Genomic DNA, 12,430 nt, shown 5'->3' with positions numbered 1-12,430 from the left:
GTGTCCTGGAGAGCCTGGGGGCTACCGGAGAAGCACAGAGATCCTTCGTAGAAACCGGCAAGTCCCAACAGGATAAGCAGTTAGAACTGAAAGATCTGGCTGAACCTGTGCAGGAGGGTAGCTCCGTTTATCGGGACACCCCCCTGCCATGTCAGACATCCGTGTCGCAGATGCGAGGATTCTGGACAAGGTTCTTCTGGACATGGTTTGGCCCCTTTCTGATTGTGACACGCCCCATCTATATGGGTCCGTTCGTTGCACTCCAGGGAAGAGCGATTCTCCTATTGCCGAGTTTCTTCCGCGGCAAGCGCAGCGGGCGGTCCACAATGGTTGGCTGCCACCTGTTTCTACTACGTGCTAAAGAGCACCTCGCCATACTTCTTCACTTCCTTGCAAACAGACAATATCTCCCGTATTGTTCTGCGGACTTCCATGATCGCGCGAGTAAATGGCCGATGGACAACACCCAACGCGTTCGACCTTCAGAACTGGTTTTCGTGACACTAGTCATCTTCGGTGGGCTGCTGTTGGCGTTCAAATATGTGGTCACAGCACTCGACACACCGCGGTTTGTGGGACTGTTTGACGCCTGGCGTTACTACGGCCCGAATCAGTTCTTCCTCGACTACTGTATCCATCAGGGGGAATGGCCGTTGTGGAACCCCCTAATCATGTGCGGGACACCGTTTGCCGCGAGTCCGCAAGTGCAGATCTTCTATCCTCCCAATTTGCTGCGAAGCCTTCTGACGATCGCTCCAACTCCCTTGCGTACGCATATCAGCCTCGCGTTGATGGAGCTGGGCCATGCCGTGGTCGGAGGCTTGGGAGTGTATTACCTGGCGCGGTATCACCGGTTGAGCCGGACAGCCGCGTGGGTTGCCGTGTGTACGTTTTTATTCAATTGGCTCAGTTTGTTGAGTATCAATGAGCTCTTTCCTTGGACCACCACTATCGCGTGGGTTCCTTGGTTATTCCTTGCGACGTTTCGCGCCTTGGAGGCTGAGGAAGATAGACGGGCCGTGCGCGCAGCATTGCTGGCGGGGCTGTTGTTGACGCTAATTTTTCTCGCTGGCTTCCCAATTTTCGCCATCTACATTGTCACTGCCTTTGTGCCGGGCGCGCTCGTCTATTGCATGGTCTTGCCGCGAAAATCCACGGCAGGGCTGTCCGCCATTTTGAGAGCGCGAGCCAAGCGTCTTGTGCTTGTCTGTGGAATCATATTTGCCGTCGCCGCGCCAGGATCCATTGTTCTGTTTGTCCCTTCCGCACAGTTTGTCGGGCTGACCACGCGGGACTCCACTTCCGGACTGCATTACGACGAGCGAGCCATGTCAGGCTTTTCCGCCCAAGGGTTGTTGGACACGTTAGTCAACTACCCCGTGGGTTTCGGCGCTGGAGCGATTATGTTGGTATGCGCCGGCCTGTTCGTTCGACCCTCTCGTCGCGTCCTTATCTACGCGTCCATCCTCTACGTCTTCGTAGACATTTCGATCGGATCACCCCTTCCAATCTCCTTGTTCCTTCAAACAACGGCACCTTTCCAGCTTAGCTTGTGCTGGTATACATGGTTCTTGTTCGCTTTTCCGATTGGAATGCTAGCGGCTTTTGGGACCGAGACGATTCTCCGCAGGGCGTCAACCCAGGGGGAGAGGCGCTTGGCTACTCTTATTGTCATGCTTGCCGGAGGTGCCCTGATATTCGTGGCAGCGAATCCGGGCACCGGATTCCCGTGGCCCGGCTCACAAGGCGATTTGGTTCCTAGACTGGAGAATTTGGTCCCCCCTGTGCTTCTGCTCGGAGCGATTCTATTGGTTGCCAGTTTGCGCAAGCCGCCCCGCTGGTCTTGGGTGATTCCGCTCTTGGTCTTTTCGGAGATGTTACTGTGGGATTGGCGCTACATGCCCGCGTTCCACGACTCAAAGACGTGGGCATTTCCCGGAACGCTGGACGATTTGCGTAATCCCGCAAGTCTCCCGACGTCGAATATGCGCAGCTCCCGGCCATACCCCAAGTCAAACTTCGGGATGTACCACCTGCAGCCTTGTGTCAGCGGATGTGAAGATCTCATTCTTGCATCCACATACAGACTACTTTGTTCCCCTGATTACGAGCACAAGTACTTTCGACATATGCTGGGAGAATTTGCGAAAGACAATCAACGGTTGAATCTGATTGCCAAGCGGAGGGCCTGGCTTGCGAGTCAGTATGTACGCGGCCCCCTACCGGATAAGCAGACACTTTTTCCGGCGGTAACGACGGTGTTCTTACCAGGGGCAAGTCCCGAACACATACGGCAAGTAGAACGGGCTGACTTAGCTGCAAGCGCGGTAGCCGATCCGGCGGAACCCATCGCCATCCCATCGAATGAGTTGGCGGCCATTGCTGGGTCTGACAATTCCCCACAGCGAGTCGTCCGCTTTTCGATTGCGCTCTCCTCCATGGAGTTACCTGCTAAACACGCCGCGCTTCGTTTTCGTTACACGAGCAATTGTCAAGGAGTTGCCGATGCGCACTTGACAAACGTAAGCACCGGGGAACTGCGCTATCTTACGTCAACCCCGATTGGTGTGACGGGTCCGAACGGAGCTTGGCTGGAATGGCCACTGCCTGACGAGCGTCAATTCGATGCAAACATCTCCGTCCCATTGAGTCGAGATGATGGAGATTTCTCGTTGATCGAGGGACATGTAGTATGGGACCGTGCCGATGAGGGAGAGAAGATCTCGATCACACGCTTCAGCGCCGATACCACCGAGTTTAGTCTGCACGATCTCCCCGACTACCGGCTACTCGTGTTCGCCGAAGCCCGCTATCCCGGATGGCAAGCCTATCTTGACGGGGTCCCCGTGCCGATTCTCGACGCCGATGATGCATTGATGGCCGTCGAGGTACCTCGCGGTGACCACAATGTACGCTTCGTTTTTACCTCCGTGCGCGTATACGCCTCTGTGGCGGTCTCTTTGATTACGTGGGTATGCGCAAGTGTGGGAATTGTGCTTGCGGGGCGGGTAGGCGGTGTGCTGTCTGCCCGTGATTCGTGATTACAGTTGCGACTTGACCTCTGTACCGCGCGGTTACTTTCGAACCCCGTGTGAGCGTGATGTAGACCGTCGATCACGGACGATGTGCCGTGTAGAGCAGACCAGACTTTTACCGCTTATGTGACGCCGGCCTCATCGAGGCCTGCGCTACCTTGCGACATTGCGTCTTTGCGATTCTGTCGTGCTCTTCGCCGCTACGCCCGGCTTGAGCACCCAATACCGCCCGGCGTGCCGACAGGTGTGTCGGCGGAGACCGGGCGCTACAATTGAAGGAATGCTCGGTGACGTCGAGAGAGACGATGCGAGAATGGAGACCAGTCGCGACGCGCGTATCCGTCCATCTGCCGCCTTCATCTTCAACCTTCGACAAATTGTCGACAATTCAGACTTGTCCTCGCTGCGCTATCGGTAAAATGGGAGTGTCCCCCCCTACCGCGACAGCGACGGCGTGGCCAGCTTGACCTTTTTCCCCAATGTCATGGATTTGGCCGTGCGGATACTTTCGAAACCGTGTTTGTCGCGGATATGGTCGACGCCTTCGAGGACGCGTTCCCATTTCTCGGAGCGTTTCCCGCCGAACAGGCGTAGTTGGTGTTGGTTGTAGGTGAGCGAGGTCAGCGCGACGCCGATAAGGCGTATGCGCGCGCGGCGTTCCTTGGCTTTGGGCACGAGGGTGTGCAACACCTCGACGATATCGGTATCGAGGCAGGTCGGCTCGCGCAGGGTGTGCGCGAAGGTATTGGTCTTGAAGTCGGCGTACCGCACTTTTAAGGTCACGCAACGCGTTTCCATGCCGTGTTCGCGCAGGGCGTACGCCGCGCGTTCCGTCAGATAGACCAGCACCCGCTCGACCTGCTCCCAATCCAGCAGGTCCTGTTCGAAGGTCGTCTCGCGGCTGATGGACTTCGGGATCGATTCCGGTTCGACCGGCGACGTGGAGATCCCCAGCGCCGCGCGCTGCAATCCATAGGCCGCCGGACCAAACACCCCCATCAACGTCGCCAACGGCAGATCCACCAGCGCGCCGACGGTCGTCACCCCCAACAGTTCCAGCGTCTCGCGTGTCTTCGGGCCGACCCCCGGCAGCTTTCCCAACGGCAATGGCCGCAGAAACGCCGCCTCGTCTCCCGTCGCAATGCGTAGATACCCGTCCGGTTTGGCCTTGTCCGCGGCAATCTTCGAAACCAGCTTGTTCGAACTAATCGCGATGGTACACGGCAGCCCCGTCTCTTCCCGAATCCGCCGTTTGATGTACGCCGCTATCGCGTCGTCGCCTCCGAACAAATGCTGCGACCCCGATACGTCCACGTAGGCTTCGTCGATCGACGCCGCCTCCACCAGGGGCGACACCGTATCGAGGATGGCTCCCACCTTCTCCGAAGCCTCCCGGTAGCGTTCGAAGTTTCCCCGCATAAAGATCCCGTGAGGACACAGCCGTTTCGCCTGCGCCAGCGGCATCGCGGAATGGACTCCGTACTTTCGCGCCTCGTACGACGCCGTCGATACCACCCCCCTGACGTCATCCTTGTCTCCACCAATGATCAGCGGCTTCCCCTGAAGCTCCGGGTTCAACACCTGCTCCACCGAGGCGAAGAAGGCATCCATATCAATGTGTAGAATGCGGCGTTCCATGACGACGGCCCTTTATACTGAAATCTATTTCAGTTTACTCTGCTTCCTTTCCCAAGTCAATCCAATTTATCTCCCCATACCAAATTATTGCAATAAGTCTATTCATATCAATATGATAACCCGCACTGCAATAACAGGAAGATACAAAGGGTGCTTCAATCAACGGGAAATTGAATCACCAACTTGCTTGGCTCTTGACAAATTGTTCAACATATTCTAGATTAGCACTGGAACTTCCAGAAACAACCTAGCTGGTCCATGACCATCAGGTGCAAACCGGGTATCTCTTCGCGGCGATGTCAACGAAAGTGCCAGTCTACGAGAGCATCAAGCAGGAACTGAAGTCCAAGATTGAGGACGGCAGTCTCCCCGAAGGCGCTCGAATACCCTCCGAAATCGAGTTGGCGAAGCAGTTGGGCGTCAACCGAAGCCAGACACGACAAGCGCTTCGGGAACTCGAAGTGGAAGGATACCTGGTTCGCAAGCAAGGGAGCGGTTCTTATGTCGCCCCCATGGCCGGCCAGATGTCTGCGGTTAAGGTCGCCGGCGCACGCGCCATCGCGATCGTTATCCCTAAAATCATCGCGGGGCACTCATACAATGTCGTTCAGGGGTTCATGCACCGCGCCTCCCAGGAATCGCTGCAGACTCTGACCTATAACCTTAACCTCCCTCAGCCTCATGCGCCTTCCGAGCCGCGCTTTCTGCGTTCGGTCATCGACAGCGGTGTCACGGGGTTGGTGCTCTGGATCGGCAACGACAACGAACAGACGCGCGCACTCGTCCAAGAACTCATCGACAAGCGCTTCCCCTTCGTTCTCATCGACCGTTGTCTGCCGGGACTCGACGCGAACTACGTGGTATCGGACAACCGAGCCCTAGGACGCAGCCTTACTCAGAAATTGCTTCAACGGGGCCACGAGCGCATCTGCTTTGTTGGAATCGAATGCCCCAACGCCTCCAGTATTCAGGACCGAGTCGAGGGATACCGCCAAGCGTTGGAAGAGGCCGGATTGACGTACGACGAGCAATACATCATAAACCTGACGTCGCTGGAACAGTCCCCCCAGGAGACCGTCGGCACGATGATGGCGTTCTGCAACCGGCCCACGGCGTTTGTATGTGTCCACGTAGACGCGGCCCGCCCCATCTATAACGAACTTACCAAGCTTGGCTATCGCATCGGATCGAACTTCGAGCTGGCCATTGTGGATGACGAATACCCAGGGGGCATGCCTCACGTGCCGATGATTCGGAGGCCCCAGCGAGGTTTCGAGATTGGAGTGCAGAGCGCCGAGGTGCTTTTGGCCCGCATGAACAATCCGGAGATGCCGACACAAAGGCTCTACATAGAACCGGGGGCATTCATTGAAAGCAAGAACGAAATGGCCGATGCGGAAAGGGGGTGAGGCGGCGGCCGATTTGCAGTAGCCCAGCAGGCAGAATTTGGTCCCGTGCAATCGCAGGCTGCGAAGAAATACTTCGATGGAATCATGTTCCTACTATCTGTGAGTGAAGTTGAAAAACCGCAAGCAGGCCGAATCCGACAGCCTGCTTCAATCACCAATGAAACATAAAAGGGGGATCTGCAACAATGCGTAAGCGAGGTTTTACTCTGATCGAGTTGTTGGTCGTGATTGCCATCATCGGCATTCTGGCGGCCATCCTGCTTCCTGCACTGGCCCGCGCCAGAGAAGCGGCGCGCCGTGCAAGCTGCGCCAACAACCTCAAACAAATGGGTCTCGTATTCAAAATGTACGCCAACGAATCCAAGGGCGAAAAGTACCCGCACATGAAGGCATCGGATTCTGACAACGTAAGTGAGCCGTGTACGGTTGTGACCGACCGCACGATCTTCTTCGAAGGCCGCTCGGTCTATCCGGAATACCTCACGGACGTTAACGTCATGATTTGTCCCTCCGACGCGGACGGCGCAAGCTACATGGAATCGGGTGGATGGAACCTCTATGGCGACGCCACCAACGGATCCTATGATCCTTGCCGGTTCTCGGGCATCTCGTACAAGTACCTCGGATGGGCGCTCACCAAGGACGACATGATTGTTCCGGGAACGGATGAAAACCTTAATCCTCCCGCCATCGGCGGCAACATCGATGTGAATTTCGCGACTGCCCTTAACAACCTGCTGACTCCCACCGGACTGAACACGCCCGAAGACGCGGCAGAACGATTTGACGCGGACGTGGACGACTCGGGTGTACTTATTTATCGATTGCGGGAAGGCATCGAACGCTTCTTCGTTTCCGATATCAACAACCCCGCGGCTTCGGCAGCAGCGCAGAGCGAAATCCCCATCATGTTTGACGAAATCACCTCCGACGCACAGAACTTCAATCACGTCCCTGGCGGCTCCAACGTGCTGTACATGGACGGTCACGTTACGTTCCTGAAGTTCCCGTCGACGTATCCCGCAAGCAGGGCATTCGCCTGGCTGTATGGGACGTTCGTAGCCAACTAAAAGTTCCAACTAGCCGGGTACAACCCCGAGCCTAATCATAGCCACCCCTTCTTGCAGGCCAGCGACGCCCCGCTGGCCTGCCTTTTCTTTGCATCACGGCCATCCATGCCTATTGACGCCTCAGACCCACCGCTGTACCATGTCTCTCGGAGTGCAGCAAGGCAGTGATGCGCCCGCACGGGCGCAGTGTCCCGGATTCCCGGAGTACGGGAAAGGCACGAAGGGTTTATGGCACCGAACTTCATTGACATGGCCGTCCCCGTATTCTTCCTGCTGATTGGCGTCGAATTGCTTGTGAGCTGGTTCGCAAGGCGGGCCAATTACCGGTTCAACGACTCGATTAACGACTTAAGCCTTGGAATTATTGACCAGGTAGGCGGGGCCTTCTTGAAGTCGTTTGTCTTCGTCGGCTACCTGTATCTCTACCACCATCACCGGTTGTTCGACATCCCCAACAACTCCGTCCTCGCGTGGATTGCGTGCTTTCTGCTCTACGACCTCGCCTACTACTGGGCGCACCGCGCCAGTCACGAGATCAATATCGTTTGGGCGTCACACATTCCCCACCACCAAAGCGAAGAATACAACCTCAGCGTCGCGCTCCGGCAAGGCCTCTTCCAGGGGTGCCTCTTCTGGATCTTCTATTTGCCGCTTGGCTATATCGGTTTCTCGCCGCTACTCTTCATCGCCTGCGCGCAACTCGACACGATCTATCAATTTGGCATTCACACGCGAACCATCGGCAAGCTCGGCCCGCTTGAATGGTTCATGAACACGCCTTCGCATCACCGCGTTCATCACGGCAAAAATCCAAAGTACATCGACAAGAACCACGGCGGCGTTTTAATCATCTGGGACCGTCTCTTCGGCACATTCCAGGCCGAGGAAGAAGAGCCACTTTATGGCACGGCGACTCCCCTGCGCAGTTGGAATCCCGTTTGGGCCAACGTCCACTACTGGATTGACCTCGCCCGGCTCGCGTGGAATGCGCCGCGCACGCGCGACAAGTTTCTCGTGTGGTTCATGAAACCCGCGTGGCGTCCAGAAGGACTGGAGAAGCAGGGGCCGCCCGCTTCAGAGACTCGCGAGTTCTATCTCAAATACGATCCGAAGGTCCCTGTTGGCGTCAGCATGTACGCATTCGCCCAATTCCTGCCGACGCTCGTCATCGGCATCTTCTTCATGAAGAACGAGCGCGCCATGGAGTGGACCGAACGCGCGGGAGTCGCGGGACTCGTCATCATGACGCTCGTATGTATTGGAGGATTGCTGGAAGGCAAGCGCTGGGCATTCCTTGTAGAACTGCTCCGGCTTCCAGTCTTCGCGACGGCGTGCGTGATTTGGTGCAGCAGGTTCTTCGGACTCGATACGGCCAGCGGACTTGCATTGGCCATCGCGTCAGTTGTGACTATTGCGGTTCTGCTCGCGTGGGTGTTCGCACACCGCCGCGTCTTCACGCGTCCGTTCGGGGCCATCGAAAACAACTACTACACGACAACTCCCGTCGAGCAGAAGCGTCTGCCCGACCCATCGTCCACCGAATCTCCCCTCGTCAGCGCGAAGTAAGACGAACGAAACGCACGCGCTCAGCTTGCGGAGTCGCCCTTCTTCGGCCAGAAAATGATTACCAGAAATACCACGACCGCCGCGGCAGGACCCAACGCGAAGGCCCCTGTCATCGCCGCTTCCATGCTCCGATCGTGGGTATTGCTTGAAACCTGATAGACAAGCGCGCCGCCGCCAAACGCGCCCAGCACATACGAGGGGATCGCGGCAACAAACGCGAGGATGAACCGCTTCAGCAACCAATCGCCTCCCTGCGAATAGGACTAGTCCGTAAACTTCACCGGCGCGACTGAGCGCCGGCGCCAATTGCTCACGTGCAAAACGTTGAGGTTATGCCATGAGGATTTCTCGCGAACACACTCTGTTTTCTTAGAACCGCTTTGTTTTTCGCCGCTAGTCTCGCAAACACACTGGTCATGAGAGAGGTTCACGTGTGTTCGTGAGAAATCCGGACTACACTTCTTCCCAGCAGTCCCGGCGCAACACGGGAAACTCCGTGACGCGCAGATTCGTGCTCCCGTACGGTATGAAGATGAGTTCTTCCAGCCGTTCTCCGGAATGCACCGGGCTTTCCGGTAGCGGACCTGCCGCGTTCCGATCAAGCACCCACTCCGGCATCCGGCGTCCCTTCAAGAAGGCCCGCATCGGAGCGCCTTCGGGCGAGAAGGGATTGCCCCACATCATGCCACGTTCCTTAAACTCGACCAGGCGATTCAAGTATTCCTCTTCAACTTGGATGGCATAGTTCCACGGCGTGGTGTGAAAGACTTCCCAGTCCGCGGCAGGCGGTTCACCCTTCAGAAGCTGCCAATTCTCACCGAGCGCAAGGCTATACACGAGCGGCCCGCGTTCGAGCACCGCGGCGTTTCGAGGCCTGCGTTTCAAGGAAGGCCTCATCGGCAGGCGCAACTGAATCTCCGTCTCCTCTTTCCATGCGTGCATGACATCATAGAAAGTACCCGGCTCGTCCAACGGATACTCGTGCCCGGCAATCGTCAGCGCGCCGTCTTTCACCCATTTTGGAATGCGGAGCCGCAAGGGGAAATAGGCAGGCTTGTCGACCTTTACCGTAATCTTCACGCGGTCTCCGAAGGGATACGAAGTCTCAACCTCTACATCGACTTGCGCCCCGTTTGCCGTCGTCGAAATATGGCACGGCGCATACGAAATCGCCGCCAGGCCGTTGTCCGACGTCCGCATCCACATGTGGGAAACGAATTTCGGCCACCCTTGGTGCATGTTCGCGGTACAACATCCAAAATTCGGTTCCAGGCCGAAGATGTTCGCATCGGGGCCATTGTTCGAATAGACCCGATCTTCGGCCACCTTGCACACGACCTGGTTCACCTGCTGAACATATTGATGCGCCCACATGTCTTTCTTGAAGGTGGCTGGCAAAGCATTGAACGCGATCTTCTCCAGCCGATCGCCCAATTCGGGGTCGGCGGTTATCGCGAGCAACGTTTCAAGCGAATACATGGCTTCAACCACGGCGCACAGTTCCGTGCCTTGAAACGGCATCGTTCCAGCCAGATGCTCATCGCCCGAGAACATGCCATTGGCTTGGCCGTGGTACTTGTCCAACACGTCGAGAATCTGCGTGTGCGCATGGCGATCTTCCGGATCTTTCGATTGCCGGTACCACACGCCCGGAGCCTTAATCCCCATGGCATTATTCACGACATGCGACGCGAAAAAGCCCACGTTATCGTCACTGCCGTAGGCGTCTTCGCTGAAGGACGCCAGTTTGTCCTGCGTCGTCTTTGTCGTATAACGAAAATCGGCGAAGTTATTGCGCCAGTCATACCCCTGCTTGCGGACTTTCTCAGCCAATTCGAGCAGCCAGTCTTCGCCCGTTCGGTCGTATAGCCAGTGAATGCTCACAACGAGGTCTGCCCAACGATACCTGCCCCACTCGAACAACGGCTTTTTCTCGATGACCTTCTCAATCTTCTTGAGACACTTGGTCATCGCACCGATCACGCGCGGATCGCCCGTGGCTTCCTGATACTGGGATAGGGCCTTCAACACCACGAAGAGCGGCCATGTGTCGTACGAATCATGACCCTTTGATTTCGTGGGTCCAAGCCAACCATCGGGCTTCTGATGGGCGAGTATGAAGTCGACCCATTCGTGCACTTTCGACTTCAGGGTATCGTCGTTAAGCAAAAAGGCGAGCGGCGTCACACCGTCCAGCCAATAGGGACCGCGCTCCCACGACTCCGCAGGCCCCCCTATCCAACCGCTGTCGCGGATATCCGGCCAAAACTCGTCGAGATGGCCGCTCAGCCCGTCGATTTGAATCTTGAGCTGTTCGGCAAGCCACCCCCGCGGCAGAATGCTCCCCAGCGGCAGAGGAATCAGCGCCTGCGGCGCAAGATTCGCTGTCGTCTCTCGAATACCCACAACCACCTCTACATTCGTTCCCAACACCTATCATACATCGGAATCGGATTCTTCAGTACCCCGAAAAACGGGGACTGACACAAGCGGAGCGAAGCGGAGACGTGTCTGTCCCCGTTTTTCGGCAACCACCGACGCCCTCAACTGAAAACGTCACTGACACAAGCGGAGCGAAGCGGAGACGGGTCTGTCCCCGTTTTTCCCCCTTGTGGGGCAGCCACCCTCGGCTGCCATTCAGCCGCCACCCCAACGAAAGTCTACGCCAATTCCTCCCTCGGCACCCGCACATCGATTCGCACATCGCCCGACAACTCGTGAACCTTTACCCGGACTTCCTTGTCCGAGGTTTCGATGGTCGCAAACGACGGCCGTTCCCCCCGGTCGAACATGCTTTTGAGATGGCCCGGATTCACATGCAGTGTACGGCCGAGTTTATCTACTCGAGCAACATGCGTATGGCCGGTCAAGATAATCGATGCCCCCCAATCCGCCCCTCTCAGGTCCTTCTCGGCGTGCACAGCCACCACCGTAATGCCGTCGATTGACTCGGCTATCCGGTTGGGCACCCGCGTATTGTGATACTCAGGACACCATAGCCCCGGGACCATTCTTACAGCGTGTCCCGCATGAGCCAGCGCTTCCGCGTCGTCGTAATTATCGCCAACGTGGTAAAACAACTCCACGTCCAGCTCGTTCGTCAACACCCCCACGGCGCGGAACATCAGCTTAAGGTTCCCATGCGTGTCGCTGATGACTCCAATTTTCACCGCCGTACCGCGCCTTTCCAACTCACGCACCGACACCTCTCATGGATGCAAAAGAGCCGACCCTCGTGCTAGGTGGCACGCAATTATAAACGAGCGGCATACACCTTGTCGCGTTTCTTGCGCCGAAGAGACTCTGCCATGAGATGCGCGCAGTCTCCATGCCGGGCGTCTTTTCTTAATCTGCACTCTGCGGTAATCCCGCCCGCCGTGGAAGGCGGGCGCTACCGAATCGCAGCCGAGGGCGGCTGCGCCACATGGACTGTCATTCTGAGTCCGCCTCAGGCGGACGAAGAATCTGGCACAGGCTATTCGCTGAATCCAGGGATATACCCGTCTGCGCTCACTGGGAGAGTTCGGTAGCGCTGGCCTCGATGAGGCCGGCGGCGTATAAGCAACAACATTCTCGAATACCCTTATGTGTCCTAGTCACGACTTGATTTGACACCTGACACGAGAATTGGGTCAGGTATCCCTTTGGCGCCAACCAAAGGAGAGATAACCATGACCCAATCCAACAAGCTCGTACGAGCCAAGCTGAGTCT

The 12,430-nt window shown here is 56.8% G+C and carries 8 protein-coding genes; 4 read left to right on the top strand and 4 right to left on the bottom strand.

Annotation, left to right across the window (positions count from 1 at the left end; genetic code table 11):
* The first annotated feature begins 497 nt into the window (after positions 1-497).
* The gene (locus K1Y02_20795) at positions 498-3,041 is read left to right on the top strand and encodes a hypothetical protein (GenBank protein ID MBX7258813.1); all 2,544 of its coding nucleotides are present in this window, start codon (positions 498-500) and stop codon (positions 3,039-3,041) included.
* 429 nt (positions 3,042-3,470) lie between these two features.
* Here the strand turns inward: K1Y02_20795 and dinB are convergent, their stop codons facing one another.
* A complete protein-coding gene (gene dinB, locus K1Y02_20790; protein ID MBX7258812.1) occupies positions 3,471-4,673 on the bottom strand; it encodes a DNA polymerase IV in 1,203 nt (400 codons plus the stop codon).
* 296 nt (positions 4,674-4,969) lie between these two features.
* Here dinB and K1Y02_20785 point away from each other — a divergent pair, with 296 nt between their 5' ends.
* The 3 genes from K1Y02_20785 to K1Y02_20775 all read left to right on the top strand — a co-directional run bounded on the left by K1Y02_20785 (position 4,970) and on the right by K1Y02_20775 (position 8,718).
* Positions 4,970-6,082 (top strand): GntR family transcriptional regulator, encoded by a 1,113-nt coding sequence (locus tag K1Y02_20785; GenBank protein ID MBX7258811.1) that lies wholly within the window; start codon positions 4,970-4,972, stop codon positions 6,080-6,082.
* 185 nt (positions 6,083-6,267) lie between these two features.
* Positions 6,268-7,152, top strand: a complete 885-nt coding sequence (locus K1Y02_20780; GenBank protein MBX7258810.1) for a DUF1559 domain-containing protein — start codon at positions 6,268-6,270, stop codon at positions 7,150-7,152.
* A gap of 228 nt (positions 7,153-7,380) precedes the next feature.
* Entirely contained in the window at positions 7,381-8,718 is a 1,338-nt protein-coding gene (locus K1Y02_20775) for a sterol desaturase family protein (GenBank protein MBX7258809.1), read from the top strand.
* Positions 8,719-8,738: 20 nt separating this feature from the next.
* Here the strand turns inward: K1Y02_20775 and K1Y02_20770 are convergent, their stop codons facing one another.
* The 3 genes from K1Y02_20770 to K1Y02_20760 form a co-directional block, all read right to left on the bottom strand.
* Positions 8,739-8,957: a hypothetical protein gene (locus K1Y02_20770; GenBank protein MBX7258808.1), complete on the bottom strand. Its 219-nt coding sequence runs from the start codon at positions 8,955-8,957 to the stop codon at positions 8,739-8,741.
* A gap of 214 nt (positions 8,958-9,171) precedes the next feature.
* The gene (locus K1Y02_20765) at positions 9,172-11,118 is read right to left on the bottom strand and encodes a glycoside hydrolase family 127 protein (GenBank protein ID MBX7258807.1); all 1,947 of its coding nucleotides are present in this window, start codon (positions 11,116-11,118) and stop codon (positions 9,172-9,174) included.
* A gap of 260 nt (positions 11,119-11,378) precedes the next feature.
* Positions 11,379-11,918, bottom strand: a complete 540-nt coding sequence (locus K1Y02_20760) for a metallophosphoesterase family protein (GenBank protein MBX7258806.1) — start codon at positions 11,916-11,918, stop codon at positions 11,379-11,381.
* Positions 11,919-12,430: the final 512 nt, after the last annotated feature.

This window comes from Candidatus Hydrogenedentota bacterium (genome assembly GCA_019695095.1).
Classification (GTDB): domain Bacteria; phylum Hydrogenedentota; class Hydrogenedentia; order Hydrogenedentales; family SLHB01; genus JAIBAQ01.
Note: the sequence above shows the minus strand (reverse complement) of the source record. Positions and strands in the feature narration are given on the sequence as shown.